General features: G+C 70.0%; 15 protein-coding genes. 7 read left to right on the plus strand and 8 right to left on the minus strand.

Translation table 11 applies throughout. The features are described 5' to 3' along the window. Positions 1 to 15 precede the first annotated feature (15 nt). On the plus strand, positions 16 to 897 hold the full coding sequence (locus WMF20_RS38730) for a LysR family transcriptional regulator (RefSeq protein ID WP_437606791.1): 882 nt from the start codon (positions 16 to 18) through the stop codon (positions 895 to 897). Positions 898 to 918: 21 nt separating this feature from the next. On the opposite strand, the gene WMF20_RS38735 is transcribed toward WMF20_RS38730, so the two are convergent. The 3 genes from WMF20_RS38735 to corA all read right to left on the minus strand — a co-directional run bounded on the left by WMF20_RS38735 (position 919) and on the right by corA (position 5,248). Continuing rightward, on the minus strand, positions 919 to 2,280 hold the full coding sequence (locus tag WMF20_RS38735; protein ID WP_437606792.1) for an MFS transporter: 1,362 nt from the start codon (positions 2,278 to 2,280) through the stop codon (positions 919 to 921). Positions 2,281 to 2,673: 393 nt separating this feature from the next. After that, complete coding sequence (locus tag WMF20_RS38740) at positions 2,674 to 3,744, minus strand: PHP domain-containing protein (protein WP_437606793.1); 1,071 nt, start codon at positions 3,742 to 3,744, stop codon at positions 2,674 to 2,676. A 304-nt stretch (positions 3,745 to 4,048) separates the two neighbouring features. Then, entirely contained in the window at positions 4,049 to 5,248 is a 1,200-nt protein-coding gene (gene corA / locus WMF20_RS38745; protein ID WP_437606794.1) for a magnesium/cobalt transporter CorA, read from the minus strand. Positions 5,249 to 5,482: 234 nt separating this feature from the next. On the opposite strand from corA, the gene WMF20_RS38750 reads away from it, so the two are divergent. From WMF20_RS38750 to WMF20_RS38760, 3 genes are all read left to right on the plus strand, one after another. Beyond that, on the plus strand, positions 5,483 to 6,985 hold the full coding sequence (locus WMF20_RS38750) for a hypothetical protein (protein WP_437606795.1): 1,503 nt from the start codon (positions 5,483 to 5,485) through the stop codon (positions 6,983 to 6,985). Between the two features lie 441 nt (positions 6,986 to 7,426). Then, on the plus strand, positions 7,427 to 8,833 hold the full coding sequence (locus tag WMF20_RS38755; RefSeq protein ID WP_437606796.1) for a sensor histidine kinase: 1,407 nt from the start codon (positions 7,427 to 7,429) through the stop codon (positions 8,831 to 8,833). A gap of 920 nt (positions 8,834 to 9,753) precedes the next feature. Then, positions 9,754 to 11,223: a glycosyl hydrolase family 28-related protein gene (locus tag WMF20_RS38760; protein ID WP_437606797.1), complete on the plus strand. Its 1,470-nt coding sequence runs from the start codon at positions 9,754 to 9,756 to the stop codon at positions 11,221 to 11,223. 124 nt (positions 11,224 to 11,347) lie between these two features. Here WMF20_RS38760 and WMF20_RS38765 read toward each other — a convergent pair whose 3' ends face one another. Next, positions 11,348 to 12,433, minus strand: a complete 1,086-nt coding sequence (locus WMF20_RS38765; RefSeq protein ID WP_437606798.1) for a sigma-70 family RNA polymerase sigma factor — start codon at positions 12,431 to 12,433, stop codon at positions 11,348 to 11,350. 444 nt (positions 12,434 to 12,877) lie between these two features. Between WMF20_RS38765 and WMF20_RS38770 the strand changes: the two genes are divergently transcribed. From WMF20_RS38770 to WMF20_RS38780, 3 genes are read left to right on the plus strand one after another with little or no spacing between them, the layout of a single operon-like run. Next, positions 12,878 to 13,780, plus strand: coding sequence for a PEGA domain-containing protein (locus tag WMF20_RS38770; RefSeq protein WP_437606799.1), 903 nt, complete (start codon positions 12,878 to 12,880; stop codon positions 13,778 to 13,780). 20 nt (positions 13,781 to 13,800) lie between these two features. Beyond that, positions 13,801 to 15,441 (plus strand): hypothetical protein, encoded by a 1,641-nt coding sequence (locus WMF20_RS38775; protein WP_437606800.1) that lies wholly within the window; start codon positions 13,801 to 13,803, stop codon positions 15,439 to 15,441. Between the two features lie 37 nt (positions 15,442 to 15,478). After that, positions 15,479 to 17,008 (plus strand): hypothetical protein, encoded by a 1,530-nt coding sequence (locus tag WMF20_RS38780; RefSeq protein WP_437606801.1) that lies wholly within the window; start codon positions 15,479 to 15,481, stop codon positions 17,006 to 17,008. 43 nt (positions 17,009 to 17,051) lie between these two features. Here WMF20_RS38780 and WMF20_RS38785 read toward each other — a convergent pair whose 3' ends face one another. The 4 genes from WMF20_RS38785 to WMF20_RS38800 form a co-directional block, all read right to left on the minus strand. Beyond that, positions 17,052 to 18,149, minus strand: coding sequence for a hypothetical protein (locus WMF20_RS38785; protein ID WP_437606802.1), 1,098 nt, complete (start codon positions 18,147 to 18,149; stop codon positions 17,052 to 17,054). A 105-nt stretch (positions 18,150 to 18,254) separates the two neighbouring features. Continuing rightward, positions 18,255 to 18,968, minus strand: coding sequence for a hypothetical protein (locus WMF20_RS38790; RefSeq protein WP_437606803.1), 714 nt, complete (start codon positions 18,966 to 18,968; stop codon positions 18,255 to 18,257). Beyond that, complete coding sequence (locus WMF20_RS38795; protein ID WP_437606804.1) at positions 18,965 to 19,438, minus strand: hypothetical protein; 474 nt, start codon at positions 19,436 to 19,438, stop codon at positions 18,965 to 18,967. The genes WMF20_RS38790 and WMF20_RS38795 overlap by 4 nt, the downstream gene beginning before the upstream one ends. Positions 19,439 to 19,848: 410 nt before the next feature. After that, positions 19,849 to 20,697 carry a hypothetical protein gene (locus WMF20_RS38800; protein ID WP_437606805.1) on the minus strand — a complete coding sequence of 283 codons (849 nt, stop codon included), beginning with the start codon at positions 20,695 to 20,697 and terminating at the stop codon, positions 19,849 to 19,851. Positions 20,698 to 20,843: the final 146 nt, after the last annotated feature.

Consider the following 20,843-nt stretch of genomic DNA (forward strand, 5'->3'; position numbering starts at 1 on the left):
CCAGAACAGGATAAGATGGACATCTACCAGCTCAAGACCTTCGTCGCCGTAGCTCGCGAAGGCAGCATCACGCGCGCCTCAGCGCTGCTGCACCTGAGCCAGCCCGCGGTGAGCGCGCATATCAAGGCGATCGAGGACGCGCTTGGCCTCGCCGTGTTCGAACGCACGGCTCGGGGCATGAGCCTGACCCGTGATGGCGAGCGGCTCCTCGCCAAGGCGGAACAGGCGCTTGCCGCGCATCAAGAATTGATGGACGAGGCCACGCGTATCAAGGGGCGTCTCGCTGGGAAGCTCCGCCTCGGCGCGGGCAGCAACTCGAACGATGAGGCGGTCGGGAGGCTCCTCGCGGTCCTCTCGGAGCGCTGCCCTGAAGTGGAGGTGGTCCTCAAACACGGCACTTCGCTCGATATACTCGCCGGCATACGCAACGGCAGCCTGGACGCCGGCTTCTACAATGAGTCCGGCGAGCTCGATCCGGAGCTGGCGACCATCGAAGTGTCTCGATTCAGAATTTACGTCGTAGCGCCTCCGGGGCTCGCCGCGATCTCTGGACGACCGGACTGGAGATCTCTCGCGGATTTGCCGTGGATCTATCCCACCCTCAGCGCCTGCTGCGGGCGGGCCGCCGAGAGCCTGTTCAAGATGCATCAAATCCGGCCCAAGCGGATCATCAGCGTCGATCGCAACGACGTCACGCGGACGCTGATCGCCGGTGGGACCGGAGTTGGCCTGCTGCACGCCGACACCGCGAAGGAGGCCCAAGCCCGGGGAGAGGTCGAGCTCCTCTTTGAGTGCCCGACATGGGTGCGAGTCCTGTTCGCGCATCTGGCGGCCCGTGCGCACGACCCCTTGCTGACCGCCGCCGCATCGATCATTCGAGCGGGGGAGATATCGTAATTGGGCTCGCGCTCGGCCGCTTTACGACGTCTCCCCAGGGCGAGCAGGCTCGTACGGGCGCGTCGCGAAGGCACGGCATGCAAACGCGACTGCGAGCGCAACGACAATCAGAATCGCCCCGACCGCGAACGTGACCCTCATCCCGAAGGCGGCGGCCTCGGGGCTCGCCTTCGTGATGTCGCTCGTCGCCGAGGCGAGCGCGAACACGGCGCCCATCGCGGATGCACCGGTGACGAGGCCCAGGTTGCGCGCCAGATTGAGCATCCCGGAGACGAGCCCCCGCTGGTCCGGGTGGATGCCCGTCATGACCGCGGTGTTGTTCGCAGCCTGGAACAGCGCGTAGCTGGCGGTGCTCACGACGGTCGGGACGACGTAGCCTGGGACACCGAGCCTCGCTGGTATCATGGACAGAAGGAACGAGCCGGCGGCCATGCCGGCGAGGCCGACGATGGTCATGCGCTGCGCGCCGACGCGGTCCACGATGTGTCCCGCCGGCATGCCCGTCAACGCGGCGACGAGCGGGCCAGCCGACATGACGGCTCCGACGAGCGCCGCGTCGAGGCCGAGCGCACGAGAGAGATAGAATGGTCCGACGACCAGCGTCGCCATCATCACCGTCGAGACGAGCATGCTCATGGCGAGGCTCGCGCTCAGCCCCGCGCTGAGAAACATCGTGAGCCGGATCAGCGGCGCGGTCGCGCTGGCCTCGGCGAGCACGAAGAGCCCCACGCCGACTGCGGCGGTCAGCAGCAGCGCGACGTTGACGGCGCCGAAACGGCCGCGCCCCATCGTCATGGCGAGCGCATAGGCAGCGAGCGTCAGCGCGAGCAGCAGCGTACCAACGACGTCGAAGCCGGCGCGCCGCCCCCGGCGGTCGAGGGGCAGGTAGCGATGCGCGAAGAGGAACGCGAGGACACCCAGCGGTACCTGGACGAAGAAGATTGCCCGCCACCCCGCCGCGGCGATCAAGGCGCCGCCAAGCGAGGGGCCCAGCGCGGTGCCGATCGCGGACATCGTTCCAAGCACCCCCATGGCGCTACCGGTCCTCGCCTTCGGAACCGTCTCGCCGACGAACGCCACAGCGAGGGACATCATCATGGCCGCGCCGACGCCCTGCGCCGCTCGGGCGGCGATCAGCAGCCACAGCGCGGACGCGGCGCCGCACAGGACCGAGGCGGCCGTGAAGCAGAAGATCCCGACGAGCAGCAGCCGCCGACGTCCGGTCATGTCGCCCAGTCGGCCGACGGTGACGATCAGCGCGGTGATGGCGAGGAGGTACGCGAGGACGATCCACTGGACCTCTTGGAAAGAGGCGGAGAACTCGTGCGCCAGAGTCGGCAGGCCGACGTTGGCGATGCTCGTGCCGAGCGAGGACAGCAACATGGATAGCGAAAGGCCAGCCAGCGCCCCTCGAACCGAGCTTGACGGCTCAGCGCGTCCAGCGACCACCTCATCGCTCTGTCCACGCGGTCGACACGGGCCCGATCGGGGACCATGCATGCCGTGCCCTCGCGAGGCCGGCGGTCGATTCGAGTCGGGCAGGGTCTGCTCTAGCATGGGAAGGAGTCTGCCTCGTCGGGCCGCCAACGATCCAATCGCCTTTTCGTAGGTCGGCCCTCAGGGAAGCTGAGGTGGGCGCAGCAAGGCCGCCGAGGCCGGGCGGGCCCCCGACCCTGGACCGAACGCGGCGCCCCCCGACGCCGGCATCCTGAGCCCGCCGGCGATCGTCCCCGGGTCGCTCTGGCGCAGCGCCGCGAGCTCCCGCCCTCGCCGCCCCTACTCCACCGTCGCGTACGCCGCCGTCCACGCCCGCTTCCCGTCCGGCCGCGTGATCCGCGCCCGGACGTAGCGCTCCCCGCCGCGGAGCCGGTACGTCGCCCGCCCCGCCAGCGGCTGCTGCCGCTCCAGCACGCGCCCGCCCCGCCCGACGAACTCGACCACCGCGCCCGCGGCCACCGGCCACACCGAGAACGCGTCGCCGCCGATCGCGATCCGCCGCAGCCGCGCGCCCGACGACGCGTAGAGCCGCCCCGCGGCGAGCGCGCTGCAGATCGCCGTGCGCGACACCTCGCGCGAGAACACCTCGACGAACCCCCGGCCGGGCCCCGCGGGCGGGGCGTTCGACCCGGGCACGAGCTGGTGCAGGTCGTCCACCGCCACGCCGGCGATCCCCCCGCCCACGAGGCCGCGCGCCGTCAGCACCGTGTCCCAGAGCGCCTCGTGCGACGGCCGCGCCGCGTCACCCTCGGTGTGCACGTAAGGGTGCCCGCTGTGGATCTCCAGGAGCTGCGCCGCAGGCGCCCCCAGGAGGTCGCCGGCCGTGAGCGCCCAGTCGAAATTCGGATGGTTGATGAGCGCCACGCCCCCCTGCGCCCGCACCCGCCCGACCGCCCAGCTCAGCGCCTCGCCCTTGGTCGGGAAATCGCCGCCCCCGATCGTCGCCCGCGTGCAGAGCGCGTTCACGTGCACCGGCCGCCCTTCCGCCGACATCGTGATCTCCTCACCGGGGAGGACGGCGAATTTCGACGGTACCTCCAGATCCCGGAACGTCGCAGGATCGGCGCGCTGGTTGTGATCCGTCAGGGCCACGAACGCATACCCGTTGTCGCGGTACCAGCGGACGACCTTGCGCGGCGCGCTGTCCCCGTCGCTCAGCGACGTGTGCGTGTGGAGATTTCCGCGCTGGAACACCTCCACGTCGAGCGTCTGCTCGAACCGCAAGCGCCCCGGCGGCCCGCCCGGGGGATCCGGGGGGTCGGAGGAGGACCAGGCGAGCTCCCTCCAGGAGGCGAACGCGAGGAGGGCCGCCGCGCCGATGACCAGGAGAGCATTCCAGCGTCTGCGCATCCCCATAGCGACGATGGAGAGTATACAGGACGCCTCGGCCGCGACCACTCCGGCGCAGCGCAATCGCACCTCCGCGCGCCCCTCACCCGCGCTCCGGCGCGCCCGTCCTCCGTCCGTTCATTCCTGCTCAAATCGTCGCGCCAGGGGCGCGCCTCCGCCGGGTGGCGCTACGTCGGCGCCACCCACGAGGTGCTCACCCGGGAAGGCGAGCCGCCCCCCTCGGATCCGGGTCCCCGACGCCCACATCGTCCACGACCTCTCCCGCCGCGACGCCGCGGCCCCGCCCTCACCGCGCCGCCGCCGCTCAGCGGCCGTCGTCCTTCCCGATCCAGCCCTTGCGGCGGTAGTACAAGAGCAGCCCGACGACGCTCGCCAGCATCAGGCACCAGACGAGCGGATAGCCGTAATACCAGTCGAGCTCGGGCATGTTGTACGGCGAGCTCTCGTGGTGGAAGTTCATCCCGTAGATGCCCGCGATCGCGGTGACCGGCAGGAAGATGGTCGAGATGATCGTGAGCACCTTCATGATCTCGTTCATCCGGTTCGATATCCCGGAGAGGTGGAGATCCATGAGGCCCGAGCTCAGCTCGCGGTAGGTCTCGACCATGTCCATCAGCTGCACCGAGTGGTCGTACGTGTCGCGCAGGTAGAGCCTCGTGTCCTTCGTGAAGATCGGGTTGTCCTCGCGGAGCAGCGCGTTCACGAGGTCGCGCTGCGGCCAGATGGCGCGCCGCAGCGTGAGCAGGTCCCGCTTCAGGTCGTGGATCGGCTTCGACATCGAGCGCTTCGCGTCGATGACCTCGACCTCCAGGTCCTCGATGTGCTCGCCGAGCCGCTCGAGCACCGGGAAGAAGCCGTCGACCACCGCGTCGAGCAGCGCGTAGGCCAGGTAGTCGGCGCCCCGCATCCGCGTCGTGCCCCGGCCGGTGCGGATGCGCTCCCGCACGGCCTCCATCACGTCCCAGTCGGCCTCTTCCTGGACCGTCAGGACGAACGTCTTGCCGACCAGGATCGCGAGCTGCTCGGTGCGCAGCGCGCAGCGCTCGGTGACCTGCGCCATCCGGGAGATGATGAGGACGTGCTCGCCGCCGTAGACGTCCGCCTTCGGCCGCTGGGGCACGTTGACCATGTCCTCCAGCGCGAGCGGGTGGATCTTGAAGATCTCGCCCAGCCGCTCGAAGGTGGCCTTGTGCCCGAGCCCTCGGACATCGACCCACGTGATGGAGGGGCGGTCGTCCGTGAGGTACGGGATGCACTCGTCGAGGGTCTGGATCTCCTGCTCGGAGACCACCTCGGCGTCGTAGTCGATGACGAAGATCTTCGGCCGCCGCGTGTCTTCGATGACGAGCGTCCCGGGCGGCGACGCCGGCGGCGGCTCGTGCATGAGCCGATCGCGCCTCGGCCGCTGCGTCCGGTCGAGGTCGGCCCGCTCCTGGGCCCAGGAGGTGCGCAGCGGCGGGTCGCTGCTGCGCTGCGAGTCGGGGGGTAGCGTGGTGCTCGTCACGGGGGCGGGATGGTAGACCAAGATCCCGCGGCATCGAGCGCGCTCTGGCGCTCTCTCCCGAGCGCGCGTGGCGCTCGCTCCGCAGCGCCGCGTGGCGTATGCTGATCTGGCCGCGGAGGGGGCCGGGCGCTCGCAAGGCCACGTCTTCCTCCTTGTCCTGCTGGCAGGGGGAGCACCGCGAGGCGCGCCGGCCTGCGCCTCGCGCCGCCGCGCGCCCTGCCCACCCGGGTGCCCATGGGAACGACCCTCGACATCGCGATCGGCCTCGTCAGCGTCTTCTTCCTGCTCAGCGTCCTCAGCTCGGCCATCCACGAGGCGCTCGCCGGCGTCTTCCGGCTGCGCGCGCTCAACCTCGCGCAGAGCATCGAGATCATGCTGGCCGATCACGCGCTCGACCGGCACGTGCTCCGGTCGCTCGCCGCCCGCGAGGCCGCCGCGCGCGACGTCGCCGCGCGCGGGACCGCCCCCGGCGAGCCGTTGACGACGCGCGTGCTCCGCCGCGCCGCCGACCTCGTGCGCGTGCGGCTGATGCCGGGGCCGCCCCCGAGCCCGCTCGCCGATGCGCTCCGGCAGCACCCGCTGATCAAGGACCTCAAGTACGGGTGGGTGGGGCCGTCCTACATCCCCTCGCACGCGTTCGTGGCCGCGCTCGTCGACACCTTGCGGCACATCGACTGGCCCACGAGCGACGCGCCGTCGCCCCCGCAGGCCGGCGCCGCGACGCCGTCGCTCCCCCAGGCGGGCGCCGCCTCGTCGCCCCTGCTGGCGAGGGCCGCCCTCGCCATCGCCGCGACCCCTGCGCCGGCCGGCGACGCCGCTCCCGCGCCGGCGCCGGCCGGCGACGCCGCCCCCGCGCCGGCGCCGGCCGGCGACGCCGCCCCCGCGCCGGCGCCGGCCGGCGACGCCGCCCCCGCATCGCCGGACAGCGCCGCCGCGCCTTCCCCGCCGGCGGTCGGCGAGGCCCCCGCGCCGGCCGGCGCCCCGGCGGCTCCGCCGGGCGGCGGGGCCGCGCTGCCGGGCTGCGACGAGGCGCCGCTCGACGAGCTGAAGGGCATCATCGAGCGCATGCCCAGGGAGAGCGATCTCCGGCGCGCGCTCGCCACGATCGTCGACAGCACGGTCCGGGACATGCGCGAGGCCAACATCCGGCTGGAGCGCTGGTTCAACGACGCCATGGACCGGGCCGCCGGGCGATACAAGCGCCGCGCGCAGCTCATCATCAGCGCGACGGCGCTCGTCCTGTGCATCGGGTTCAACGCCGACAGCATCAAGCTCGCGGGCGCCCTCTCGCGCGACGCCGTGGTCCGCGCCCACATGATCGCCGCGGCGCAGGAGCTGGCGAAGACGGCGCCCCGCGCCGCGCCGCACGAGGGCGGCCTCGACCAGGACGAGGACCTCATGGCCGCGCTCGCCCAGGGCGGGAGCGCGCACGGCAAGCTCACCGGGCTCGATCTCAAGATCGCCTGGGGCGTGCAGGCCCCCGAGCAGACGAGCGCGCCGAGGTTCTGGAGCGCGCTCTCGGCCATCCTCGGCCAGGCCGTCGTCGCCTGGATCCGCGGGGTGCTCGACCGGCTCCTGAGCCCCGGCATCCTCATCACCGCGGCCGCCGCCTCCCTCGGCGCGCCGTTCTGGTTCGACCTGCTCAACAAGCTCGTGAACCTCAGGACCGTCGGCAAGAGCCCCGAACCGTATGAGCCCCCGAAGGGCGCCGGACCGGACACCAGCGTGAACCGCTGAGCGGCGCGGGCAGCGCCCTCACGACGGCCAGGCCGCGAAGCATCCATCGGCTCGGCGCTTGGACGAGGAGAGAGGCGCCACGGCGCCAGGCTCTCGCTTGGGCGACGGATCGTCGCCCGAGGGAGGAGCGCTTCGGACGATGCCGGCCTCCTTGTGGCGCGCGCAAAGGGAGCGAGTCTTCCTGAGCCGCCGCAGATGTAATTCGAGCTCAATCCCGAGCGTAGAATGGCGGCGCGAGCGGATGCGCCAACGAGCTCCGGTCGCGCTGTTCGCACGCGACACGAGCCCGGCAGACATCCGCCGATGCGGCGAGTGCGCTCCGCCGCGGCTCCGCCGCGGCTCCGGCGCGCTTCCCGCGTTGCGCTCGCGCGGACGCCGTAACAGGATTCCAGCATGGGGATGCGGTGGCCGAAGGAACCGACGAAGTCGAAATCTTCTCTCATGATCGAGCGGCTGCCGTCCATCCTGCTGTCGCTGTTTGCGGCGTTCTTCGTGGCTATCGCGAGTTTCGTGATCTCGGCCGCCTACGCAGAGCACCGAGCCGCCGAGATCGACGCGGCGGCGACGAGCTTGGCGGAGAACGCCGCGCCGAGCGTCATGTACCTGGCGGCCGCCCGCGCCGAGCTGAGGCATACCCAGGCGCTCCTGAGCGACCTCGTCAGCAACGCCGTGCTGGGCCGGCCGCTCGACCGCCACGAGCTCGATGAGGCGCGTGACAATCTATCCCGGAGCCTCGACGCCTACCTCGTCCTGCCCGTCTATCCGGGAGAGCGCAAGCAGTGGCAGACCGTCGCGCAGGAGCTCGGCAAGCTCGGCCTGGACATCGACCGGGTCCTTTCGCTGACGGCGAGCGGCCATCCGGACGAGGCCAGCAAGCTCATGGACGACGCGCTGCGAGCCGACTTCGACGCGACGAGCGAGGCCGTGATGGCGAGCATCGAGCTCAACGCGCAGCACGTACGCAGCATGGCGGTCGAGATCGCGGCCAAACGCGTTCGCTCGCGCGGGATCGCGCTGGCGCTCAACACGGCGAGCGTGGCGTTCGCGCTGCTGGCCTGCGCGGCGGCTGCCGTGCAGATCCGGCGCAACGTGAGGCTGCTCTGGCAGCAGGGCGTGCTCCTGGAGCGTCGAGCGGATGAGCTCGAGCAGTTCGCTGGCCGGGTCGCGCACGACGTGCTCGGCCCGCTCGGCGCGGTCGCGCTCGCGCTGGACCTCGCCCTGCGGCGGTGCGGCGAGGGGGAGCCGGCGCGAAGGTCGATCGAGCGTGGCCGGCAGGCCGTCATGCGGGTCAAGCTCATCACCAACGGGCTCCTGGAGTTCGCTCGCGCGGGCGCGAGGCCGGAGCCGGGCGCGCGCGCCGAGGTGCGCCCCGTGATCGACGACCTCATGGTCGAGCTCGTCCCCGTCGCGGTGGATCTCGGCGCGGAGCTCCGCGTCGAGCCCTTCGCCCCGTGCGCGGTGGCCGCGAGCCCCGGCGTGCTGACCAGCATCCTCGCCAACCTGATCCGCAACGCGCTCAAGTACCTCGGCGACTCGGCGGACTGTCGCGTCGTCATCCGGGTGCTCGATGTCAGAGATGCCGTGCGGATCGAGGTGGAGGACACGGGGCCCGGCATCGCGCCAGCCATCGAGCCGCTGGTGTTCGAGCCTTACGTCCGAGCGCAAGGCGCTCGAGTGCCGGGTATGGGGCTGGGCCTCGCGACCGTCAAACGCCTGACCGAGGCGCACGACGGCCGCGTGGGGCTCCGCACGGTCGTGGGCAAGGGGAGCCTCTTTTGGTTCGAGCTGCCCAAGGCGAGCGCCGAGGCGGCGCGCGCGTCCGACGTCGACTCCGGCACCGGCGCGTGACCTCCGGGAGGCTGCGACCCGGCGGCTCCGCAGGCAGCGCGAGGACGCGCCAGCGCTACTGCGGGAAGTCGCCCCGGTTCAGCAGAAAGACCGGACTCGCCCAGCGTGACATGTCACGTGACATGAGACGTCGGCGGCGTGACATGTCACGTGACATGAGACATCGGCGGCGCGCTCCTGCCATGGGCTCGCCGCGCGCGGGGGCGCGCTGCCGCGCTGGAACCGTGCTCCTGGGCTGGGTTCGCGGCCCTTGCCTCGCGGGCTTTACGCTCATGCGCCGGGCACCGCCGCGAGGCCAGGCAGCGTCGGATGGCATCATCGTTGCCTGACGAGCCCTCCGGGCGATGCCAAAGGGACAGACAGAAGACGACCTTGAATGGTCTGCGCGCCGCGAAGCGCGCGCCGCGGCCCGGGGTGCCGCCTGCGCATGCCAGGGGCATGCGCCCATGCACCGCGGCATCGTCACGGCGCACGGCCGCCGTGCACCGGCTCGTCGGTGCTCTCTGCCGTGATATTGACGATAACCGTACGACCCTCATCAAGGAACCGAAGAACCTATGCGCTTGACGCAGCGGCTTACAACGATCTGCGCAGGAGCCTCGCTCGCGCTCGCCTCCGCCCCAGCCGGGGCGGACCCGCCTCCGGCCGCCTGGGGCTACGACCCTCCCACGGTGGAAAGCACCACGTACGAGGCGATGTGCAGCTACCACGACTACGAGGAGACGCCGTTCACTGGAGATTCTTTCACTGGAATCGGATGCGCTGGTGTTCCTGCTATATCGCCGACGTGCGAGGGACCTTTCTGCCCCACGGTCACGTGTTCGCCCTGCGCGGAGCCCAACGAGGCGCCCTCCACATGCGAACAGAAGTGCTGCACTTCGCCTGCCACCCCGACCCCGAAGTGCCCGGGGACCGTGGAGGTGCATGAGAGGAATAACGGCTGCGATGGGGAGGACTGCTGCGAGCCGGGGTCCGTCGACTTCTCGAATGGCGTGGTGAATGTCCTGCCCTACCTGCAGAGGCCGACGGAATGGCCGTTCTCTGCCGACGCCGACGTCGACCATAGCTGCACCGTCGACGACAGCCCGGGCATCGCGACGGCCATCGAATGCGCAGCATCGCTCTCGACCCCGAGGCGCACCGTATATTTCCCTGCCGGGCGATACGTGGTGCGCACTCCGATCAGACCTCACTACGACGATCTGACCCTCACGGGACCGGAGCTGTCCGCGGACGCCGTCTCTGGCGATCCCGACACCGCGACCCTGGTGGCGGTCCCCTGCAATCCGGAGCAATTTCCCGGGGTAGTCCAGGTCGACACGGCCCTCAGGGCGGACAATACCATCCCCGAGGTCATCAACGAGGTCTGGATTCGCAATTTCCAGGTCGCGCTCACGGACGGTCCACGGCTGAGGGCCAACAGCGGCATTCACGTCAACAGATGCTCGGACTGCCTGGTGGAGAACATCATCATGCGATACGAGCCCCTCGTGGAAGAGCTGCCTTCCTGCAAGCCGTCCAACCTGGATGGCATCACGTTCGCCTTGGGATCCGGCGGCGCGATCCGCAACGTCATCGTGGACGGCGTACCGAAGGGCGGCATCTACCTGGCGTCGGACGCTGCCGCGCATGGCGCGCCATCGATCGAGGTGGAGAACTGCGAGCTCAAGAACATCAACGGTCCGGTCGGAGCCACCGCGCTCAAGATCATCGCCGCCAACGCGATCGTGAGGAACTGCGAGATCCACCACAACCAGCTTCATCCCGCCGATGGATCCATCGGGGCGAACGGCGGGCACGGGATACAGATATTCACCCAGGCGCCGCTCAACCTCCCGGTCGCGGTGCCCGAAGACATCTGGATCGAGGACACCTACTTTCACCACAACGCCGGCTCCGGCGTCGTGCTGGCGAGCGCCACGCCGGGCTACGTTCCGACGGGGATCCGGTTCGATAGGGTCAAGTCCGCTTACAACAAGTACTACGGCGTGAACATCCAGGCGGGCACGGACGTAGAGATGAAGGACGTCTGGTCCTGGGGCAATGGATCTTACGGCATGTACCTGACCGCGAAGTCGACGCTGCCCGCCAGCACGTTCCGCATCGGCGACGTGCTCCTGGAGGACCCGCTCGTCTTCGACAACCACCTCATCTTCGGGTCGGGTCCCAACAACCCGGGGATCAGGATCGAGGCCAGCGACGTCACCGTCCTCGACGGCGATGTCGCGCGTTGTAACATGGCGCGCGTGGAGCAGGGCAAGTCCGTCCAACAGATCTGCTGGAGGGCAGGCCCGGACAATACGATCTTCTACCCGACGGACAACCTCGTGTCGGGCGTGAGCACGACCGAAACGTCCGATCCAGAGATAGCGGATTGTCCTTATGACTGAGCCGAGCAGCCCACGGGTTCTGCGCGTCATCGAGCCCCGGCGGGCGCTGTGGCACGTATTGAGCCCTTCTTCGATCAGCGCCTGCACATGCCCCTTGCTCGGCGGTCGCTGAACAGCCGGCGATTCAGCGGAGCTGCCTCAGCATCGCCTCGCGCTCCGCGGCGAGCCGACCTCGCGGAAACTCTTGCGCGTGGGCTTCGAGCAGCCGTCGCGCCTCGAGGTCCGCCTCCGCCGTGTCAGCCTCCATGGCCCTTCGGGCCTGGCTGATCAAGCTCCTCTCGCGCGCGCTGATGTTCGGCATCGAGCTCACGGGCCGCGAGGCAACACGGGATGTCGCGAGCGACGGAGCCTGTGTCCCGTTCGGCTCGGCGCCGGCGTGCCCGTCGCCTCGTTCTATCGGGAGCGGCACCATGCCTGTCCCCGGAGGCGCCGCGATGGGCGCCCCAGACCGCCCGTCGCTCGGCTCCTCGGAGCGCGGCACGGAGGCCTGCTCCGTCGGCTCCGCCCAGCGTTCACCGACGGCCCAACGGAGCCACGGCTCCAGGCTCGACGGGGAGGTGAGCGCAGCGACGATGGCGCTCGTGGTCACGAGGGTCGCCCCCTGAACCACGACCCTCAGGCTCCAGCGGCCCAGGCGGCGGATCCGCCCCTCGCGGCGGTAGAGCCCGAGCGGAGCGACGCAGGCGGCGTCTTCCCACCCGCGCGAGCGTTGCTTCGCTCTCAAGCGTTGCGCCGCCGCATCGAGCTGCTCGCGCGCGCGACGGTGCTGCGTCTTGACGGCATCGGGGTGGAGATCCAGCTCCGCGGCGATCTGGACGAGCGGGATGCCCTCCAGGTCGTGCTTGATCAAGATGTCCCGGTACTTCGGGTCGACCTCGCCAATGAGGCGGTGCGTGAGCTCTTCGCGCTGCCGGCAGCGGAGGAGCTCTTCCGGCGTCGGGCACTCGGCTCGGATCTCGCGCTCCTCGAACGACGTCAGGACCTCTCCGCGCCGGCGCGCATCGCGGACATGGTTGCGCGCCTGATTGCGCGCGATCACGGCGCGGTACGCCGCCGCGTCTCCGCCCGGCCCGAGCCTCTGGTCCGCCTCCAGCCAGCGCAGGAGCGCGTCCTGCGCCACGTCCTCGGCGTTCCGCGCCGGCACACCATGACGCCTCGCGATGCGCCGCAGGAGCTCGAAGCAGCTGGAGATGCCCGATGGCTTGCCCACGCCGGTAGCACACCTGAGCGGCCCCCTCGGAGTCAGCAAAGTGCACGGACGAGCTCACTTTGGTCGGACGACGTAGTACAACGTGCCACCCGATGTTCGATCTCGGTTGCACCATCGCCGCCGGACGGAACGGGCCGGGGGGGGCATTCCGTCATCTGGCCTCGGATTCCCGCTCAGAGGGCGGTGTTGAGGCCTTTTTCGCGTCGGTTGACGCCGAGCGCCGGGCGTCAGTACCGTCCTTGCATGCGTTGCCGTGTGCACGTGCTCTCGATGTTGCTGGCCGCCTTCGCGTCAACGGGTTTGGCCAGCGCGGCCGGCGCAGCGGAGTTGCGTCCGTCGCCGGGAGGGAGCGACGTTTCCACGCTCAAGGATCATGTTCGCCGTGCCCGCCGAGCGCGCGACGCGGGGCGGTGGACCGAGGCGTACGCCGCGTACAAGGCGGCTTTGGAGGCAGCCGCTCCGGGGTCTGTCACGGAGCGAGAGCGCGCAGAGCTCGCCGGCGAGCTCGGCCTTTGCGAGCTCGCGCTGCGCAAGTACCGTGATGCGGCCGAGCACCTGGCCTTTGGCCTCGAGCAGCGCGAGGCGCTGCCGGTCGCGATGCAGAAGCGGTTCGAGGCGGGGCAGCGCGACGCGGCGCCGCACGTCGCCAAGCTCTATCTCTCCGTCAATCCGCCGGACGCCGAGGTGCTGGTCGATGGCAAGGCGCTCGGCCGGACCGCGCGGACCTACACGCTGTTCCTGGAGCCCGGCCAGCACATGGTGCGGGCCCGGGCGCCGGGGCGCGAGGAAGCGTTTCAGTCGTTCGGCGCCGTCGCCAAGACGGAGTACAACGTTTCGATGCAACTCCCGCGCGCGGCGGTGAGCAGCGCCAAGGACGCTCCGCCCGCGGCGCCGAGGCCCGCGAGCGCACCGCCCCCGCTGCGCCCGCAGGCTCCCCGGCAGCCAGCGTCGTGGCCGGCGGCGCTGCGCATCGCGGGGATCGCCGTCACGACGGCCACGCTGTCCGCGGGCAGCCTTCTCATGATCCGGGCCACCAGCCTCGACGGCGATCTGAGCGAACGGCGCGACGGGCTCAACCGCGGTGCCGCGCCGAGCGGATCGAGGTGCTGGCAAGCGTCGGACCGCCCGGCGTGCGCTGACCTGCTCCGCCTCCGAGACGAGCGCAACCTGTCCGCGGGCGTGGGCGTGGGCATGCTCATCGCCGGGGGAGTGCTCGGGGCAGCGACCGCCGCGTCGTTCTTCACGGACTTCTCCTTCCTGGGGCTCGCGCCGGCTCGGGATCGGATCCACGCCTCGCCGGTGGCGACCGGGCGGGAGCTCGGCGTGAGGATCGAGGGGCTGTGGTGAGGGCTTCGGGAGCCGAGCGGATGTGTTCGAAGCAAGGCCGGCGCGCGGCGAGGTCCGCCGTCGCTGTCGCGATCTGGGCGTGCGGCGCGAGCACGCTGGCAGGGTGCCCGTACTCCGACCCTTGCTGGGAGGTGGAGGCGTGCGCGCCCGATCCGGAGCCACCGCCCGGTCCGTGCGAGGGAGCGCCTGAGACGGCGCCGGCGCTCGATGAATGCGGGGTGTTCGTGAGCGAGGGCGGCGACGACGACAACCCCGGCACGAAGGGCGCGCCGGTGAGGACGTTGCAGCACGCCATCGGGCTGGCCGCGCGCGGGCGAGGCAACGGCGAGGCGCCGACCCGGCGCGTGTACGCGTGCGGCGGCGCGTTCGAGGAGGCGATCGCGCTGCCCTCGGGGGTCGACCTCTGGGGCGGGCGTCTGTGTGACGGCGGGGAGTGGTCCTATGAGGGGTCGTTCGGCGGGCCGGATCATCCGACGATCATCGCTCCGCCGGTGGGGATCCCGCTGCGGGTCCTCGGGGGAGACGATGCGGTCATTGCGGGGAACGACGCGAGGTCCATGATCTTCGGCGTGCGCGCGATGGCGGCGGACGCCTCCGCGAGCGACGGCAAGTCGTCGATCGCGATGATCCTGAGCCCCGGGGCCAGGGCGATCGTGCGGGAGAGCGCGATCCTCGCAGGCGATGGCAAGGATGGCGCGCCGGGCGAGGACGCGCCCGCCGAGCGGGCGAAGAACGGTGTGGTGGGGAACGCCGGCGCGGACGCCTGCACCGCGGACGTGGCGCGGGGCCCCCTTCCGGCCGTGACCGTGTGCGACGACGGCATCGAGTCGACGGGCGGCTACGGGGGCGACGGCGGGCTCGAGAGGGGCGGCGATGGTGCTTCGGGGCTGCCGGAACCGGTCGGGAATCCGGACGAGCGCGGCCTGGGCGGCTCCGGCGCGGTCAGCATGGCCTGCAAGGATGGGGAGAACGGAGCCAGCGGCGCCGATGCGGGGCGCGCTGCCGGAGCGGTCGGCCCTGGCCGTCTGGGCTTCGACGGATGGGTCGGCGTCCGCGGGAAGGACGGGGAGAAGGGCGGCGTCGGTCAGGGCGGCGGCGGGGGTGGCGGCGGAAAAGGGCGCAACTCCACCAGGAACGCGTGTCCGGCAGGTCGGCCCCAGGGCGGCGCGGCCGGCGGATCGGGGGGCAGCGGCGGCTGCGGGGGCAAGGGCGGTCGGGGGGGCGACTACGGCGGCGCGAGCATCGCGATCGTGGCCTTGCAGGGGAGCGAGCTCACGATCGAGTCCGGCGAGGTCCTCGGGGCCAAGGGCGGCGATGGCGGGGTCGGCGGAACGGGCCAGTGGGGAGGCTTTGGCGTCGACGGCGGTCTCGGGGGCAACGGTCTTCTGACGGACACGTCGCGAGGGTGCCGCGGCGGCTTTGGCGGCGACGGCGGCCGCGGGGGCGACGCCGGCGGCGGTCTCGGGGGCCACTCGCTCGGCATCGGCTCCGTGGGCGCCTCCGTGGCCATCATGCAGCGTGCGACGGTCTCGCCCGGCCAAGCCGGCACCGGGGGGCTCGGCGCCAACGCAACCCCGCAAAGCGGGCTCGGCCAGGGGGAAGACGGGATTGCGCTGTTCTGGTACCGGTTCGATGCGCCAGCCCCGGAACCGCCTCGATGATCCGCCCTGCGCTGGCGGCACCCATCAGGAGACCCACATGAGAAAGAGCACCGCGGCGACCTTGGTCCTTCTGCTGTCCCCGTGGGCCACGGGCTGCGGAACTGCGCCCAGCGTGAACGACCCTGGCGCGACGCCTTGCGAAGGCACCTCGTGCGAGGACGAGCCGCCCCCGGAGTCGGTCTGCGTCGAGCACGTCGCCGCCGACATCCTCGACGACGGCTGCGGCGTGTTCGTCGCCGGGAACGTCGGAGGCGGCGACGACAGGAACCCCGGCACGAAGGCGAACCCGGTGTACACCATCGAGCGCGCCATCGAGCTCGCGCGCGTTGGGCGAGGGCGCGTGTTCCTCTGCAACGAGGGATTCATCGTGTATCAGATCCGGGTGCCCTCCGGCGTGGATCTCCGCGGGGGCTTCAACTGCTGGGACTGGGTGCGCGACGCCCGGCTCCCGCGGACCCTGTTGAACCACAGGGCGTTCCTCGGCCCCGAGGTGATCGTCGAGCCCGCAGGCCCCGAGGACAGCGGCGCCGCGGACGGGGTGTCGACGCTCGCCGATCTCTACATCCCATCATGGTACTCGGTCGGCGTGCTCGTTCAGTCCAACACGGAGGTGGAGATCCTGCGGAGCGAAATCTCCGCCGGCGGAGGAGACGGAGGCCAGCCTGGCAAGGATTGGGAGCACCTCCAACCGGACGGACCGGATGGCATGTTCGGTGGGGACGCGTGCTCGGCGGCCGTCGTCGCCGGCGGGCCTGCGGTCGTGAATCGGTGCGAGAACGGGGTCACGAGCACCGGGGGCAAGGGAGGGGACGGGCGGCCCGACAGCGCCGAGGACGGAGGCGACGGCGAGCCCGCCGACCTCTTGTCGCCCGCACACGGCGGCATCGGGGAGCAGGACAACCGCAGTTGCGAGGACGGATTCAGCGGCGGCCCGGGGGCGCCGGGGACGCAGGGCGCGCCCGGCAAGGGCATCGGGCGCCTCACCGAGACGGGATGGGAGGGCGACACGGGGGGCGAGGGAACCTGGGGCACGCCGGGCCAGGGCGGCGGCGGCGGCGGCGGTCGCCGGGGCGGGCTCGCCCGGTGCGGCGTGGCGTCCGAGGGAGGCCCGGGAGGAGGCTCGGGCGGGGGCGGGGGTTGCGGAGGCCGCGGGGGCCGCGGGGGAGCGAACGCACAACCGTCCATCGGCCTCCTCGCGCTCCACGCCCGGGTGACCGTGCGTGACACAAAGATCACGGCGGACTTCGGCGGCACAGGCGGCGACGGCGGGGAACCCCAGGACGGCGGCAGAGGCGGACGAGGCGCACCGGGCGGAACGCTGGGGAATCAACTCGCCGCCTGCTCCGGCGGCCGGGGCGGCCAGGGTGGGCCCGGCGGCTACGGCGGCCCGGGGCGCGGCGGCGACTCGATCGGCGTCGCCTACCTCGACGAGGACCGGCTCACGCTCGAGGGCGTCACCATCGAGCTCGGACAGCCGGGCAAGGGCGGCACCAGCTGGAACTACGATGGCAGCACGACGGTGGGGGAGAGCGGCGAGGCCCACGAGACGCTTCGGTTTCCTGAATAGTCGCGGTCACGCCCCGGAAGGACGGCGCGGATCTCGGCGACGGCTACGAGGAGGCTCCGGGATCTGCGTCCACGAGCCAGCTATCCAGGAAGCGAGCGGCCCAGGCGACCATGGCTGAGGGCGGCGCGCCCTCACCGTCCCACGAAGCGACCAGCGCTTCGAGCTCGCGGATGGCACCTTCGAGCTCACGCTTGGAAGCGATGCCGCGGGGAGTCTTCGGCGGATCCATGAACCCCCGAATCTCTGCAAGCACCCTCAACACTTCCTCTTTGCGCAGGACCCCATCTGTTGTCACCCCCCCGAAGAAGGCGCCCTGCGCCTCTCGCATCAAGCTCCACAATATCTTGTAGAGCGCAGCCAATACCTTGAGGACTGCGGCGAATCGCCCTGTCAGGCTGCTCGCATCGACCTCTACGCCAGGTGTCCGCGCTTCACGTGGCGAAGGGGGCACCCATTCATTACCTGCCGTAAAGAAGCAGTCGTAGAGTCTAGCCTCCCCGACAGTCCCTAAGTTCACCGTCACGTCCGGCACGAGCACGACGCCGACCTCAGGCGGCATGCGTTCACAACCGAAGGTCGCTTCAATGTCGCGGGCGATCCACTCTGCGTACGGCAGCTCGTCGGCCGATAGCTCGAAGTCGATGTACGACTCATTAAACGTGACACTCCTTAGCCTTTCATCATCCGGATTTGTCACGAGCTCCGGATCGCGCGGACTTCGTGGGATAAAGAAATTTATGCCACCAAAGACAACCCTAAATCTCTCTGGCTGCCTCACAAACTGGACCAGGCGATAACCATAGACAATATAGTAGGGAACGAGGAAACTAATTTTAAACCACAGCGTTCGTCCGTTGGCCGCACCTGGCAGAGAAAACGAAAAAGAGTAGCAAGCGTCCAAGGACCCCGTAGGCAGGTGCAACGAATCGTTCATGACAGGGCTATCAGGGAATCGTTCTTCGATCCGACGCAGCAAGGCAGGCCAACGCTCGTCCGCTGCCGCGCGCCGCCGCGCGGCCACCAGACGGCCGTACTCCTCGGTTTCCTTGTAGCGCTGAATGTCGGCTTGCTCGATCCCGTCAATCCCACATGGGTAATATCTGTAGACAACGTCCAGCAGTTCTCTAACACTGTGCTTCATAGCCGTACCGCCTCCACCTTGAGTTCGGGCGCGAATGCTTTCCTCCTTCTCCGTCCCATCCCTGCCTCCTATTGACCTCGGGGCGTCCGGGGAAGCAGGGCAGGATCAATTCATAAGCCTGGCACCGAGGCCCTTGTAATCCTCACCCTTCTCAAACCGTGCGCGCATCTCACCCTTGAATTTGTCGCAGAATACACCAGGCGGAAGATCGGTGAGCCCTTCTTCATAAAACTTTGCAGCTATCTGATTCACCATATCGGAACTGATGAGCGCTGCCCTCTCCGCCGATATATCCCCCCAAGCCGCAGATCGCAATGGCATTCCGATGTGAACCGTGCACGCGTCGACGCCTCGGCCATTTCGTCTGAACACCAACCCCGTCGTCGCCTCCTGCCAGCCGCCTGCCACGGTACCGTCGTAGGCGACGATCGTAACAAACTGAAACATCGACGGTTCGAACACCGAGATGTTGCAACCCATCTGCGGAGCGCCGCTCTGCTGGCAGGGATCTGGCGGGCTCGTCGGGCTAGCTGTCGGCCTCCCCGAGCTGTCGCTCGGGCTTTCCTCTTCGTCTTCGTCTTCGTCCTCCGTTTTGTTGCACTGGATCTTCTCCTTCCTGCCATCCGGCGGCTCCGCCCCGAAGTCCCCCGACGCGACGGAGGTGATGACGGGAACGGGCGGGCCGACCGGTCCGCCTGCACCGCCGCCCTTTTCCCACTCCTCGCGGGGATAGCAGTCCCCTACCGTCCAGTTGCACGCCGACAGCACCCAGACGGCGACAACCACAATCACCAGCAAACATCTTCTATTCATGTTCATTTCACGCTCCACCGAAGCACGGGACCGGCAACGACAAGCACCAACCAATGACCTGGAAGCACAAGACTGCTCCCGCCGACCCAATCCACATTGGCGCTCACCGACACGGCGAGCGGTCCGGCAACGTACGCGCTGGTTTGCACGTGACCGCCCACGGCCATCCCTGCGACCCGCCCACACAGGGCCTTGCCGCACGCTGGCATGAAATAGATCGCAGCCGATGGCCCCGCGCTGAAATCGCCGTCCGCCCAGGCATATCCGATGGCGACGGAGGCGTGGTTGTATACGCCGGCCCCACCGATCTGGATCGGGGGCACGACGCTGCACAGGTCGTGCATCTTGAACAGGACTTCCCTCGTGATGCGCCACGAGATCCCCGCATGCGGCCCGACCGCGAGGCGCGACGCCGTCCCGGCCTGGATCCACCCGAGGCTCACACCGGCGCTCAGCTCGGATGCGTCTGCCTGCATCGGCACGCTACCGAGAACGAGAGCGAGCCCTGCCGCCGATGGGATCTGCCGGCCTGTCGTCCTCATCGCCTCCGTCCCCCTCTGCCGAAACACGCGAGCAACGCGGCGACGCGGGCCATTCTTCGGATGACAGGATTCGGCGTCAAACGGAATCTGGACGAGAACACCACCACGAACCTGGGTCGTACCGTCCAGAGCGTGCGCCGTCGCGCACCGACCTGCGAGGCGCGAGCGCTTGTCGGCCTCCTGGCAGCGGTACGACCTCCGCAGCATCGAGCCGGGCAGCTGGTTCGTGGAAGGCGCTCGCCGCCGAGGCAGGCGGCGGCGAGCTCCCGAGGCAGGCGGCGGAGACCGGCCCGCCTCGGTGAGTTATCAGGCGAGATGAACCATAACCTCAGGTCGCGAGCCGTTCACGGCGACGCTTCCTCGGGCTCCTCGTCGGCCTCTTCCTCTTCGCCGGCCTCCTCCTCTGCTTCCTCCGCCGCGCCCTTGACGACCCGCGACTGGAGCTTCGGAGTCACATCCTCGAAGGCATCACCGTGGAAGTAGTATCCGATCTTCCGCAGATCCGCGTGGCGCCGGACCAGCAGCGTCCAGAGCCGGTCGCGCATCGCCTCCGCCTCTCCGCGCTGCTTCGCGGCGGGCCGGCGGGCGCCGTCGGGCGTGAGGGTGTCGAGCAGCCACTCGCTCGCTTCCCGCAGCAGCTCGAACTCTTCCCGGCTGAAGGGGTGTTTCCCGCGGAGCGCGTCCGCGTGCTCCTCATACAGGTGGGCCAGCGCCATGCCGTCGCTGGCCATGTCGTACTTGCCGCTGCCGGCGCGGATCTCCGCCACGACGTCCCTGGGCAGGAGACCTCGCCTGGCGAGGGTCTCGGCGAGCGAGAGCATCGGCTCCCGCAGCTCGGCCACGATCCTGAGCTTCGCCTCGATCTCGCGGCTGCTGGCCGGCCTGGCCGTCACGAGGGTCGACGCGAACACGAGCGCCCGGCCGAGATCCGGCAGCGCGAGCACGTCATCGAGCGGCAGCTCGGGCAGCGCCCTGCGGATCCGCGCCGGATCGGCGCAAGCCGCCGCGACGCCCCGCTTCACGTTGGAAAAGGCGATCCGGACGTCGGCGCGGCAGAGCTCGACCTCCCGGTCCGGAAGCGCGAGGGCCGCCGAGGCGAAGCGCTTGTAGCAAGCGCGGTAGGAGTGCTTCCCCATCGGAGGCGACGCAGGCGCCTTCCCCGTGTCTTTGTTGTTGGTCTTGGCTTTGGCCATTCTGAGGGTGTACCCGCAGCCGAGCGCGGCCGTGAAGCTCGGAGCCGGATCGCCACCGCCAGGAGCAAGAAAGGAACGCGCGCGTCCCCGGCAGGAAGCCTCCGCACCTCTCGGACCAGGCGCGCAGGTTCGCCGGCCCCCCTGGC

The sequence above is a fragment of the Sorangium sp. So ce834 genome (assembly GCF_051521425.1).
Classification (GTDB): Bacteria; Myxococcota_A; Polyangia; order Polyangiales; family Polyangiaceae; genus Sorangium; species Sorangium cellulosum_D.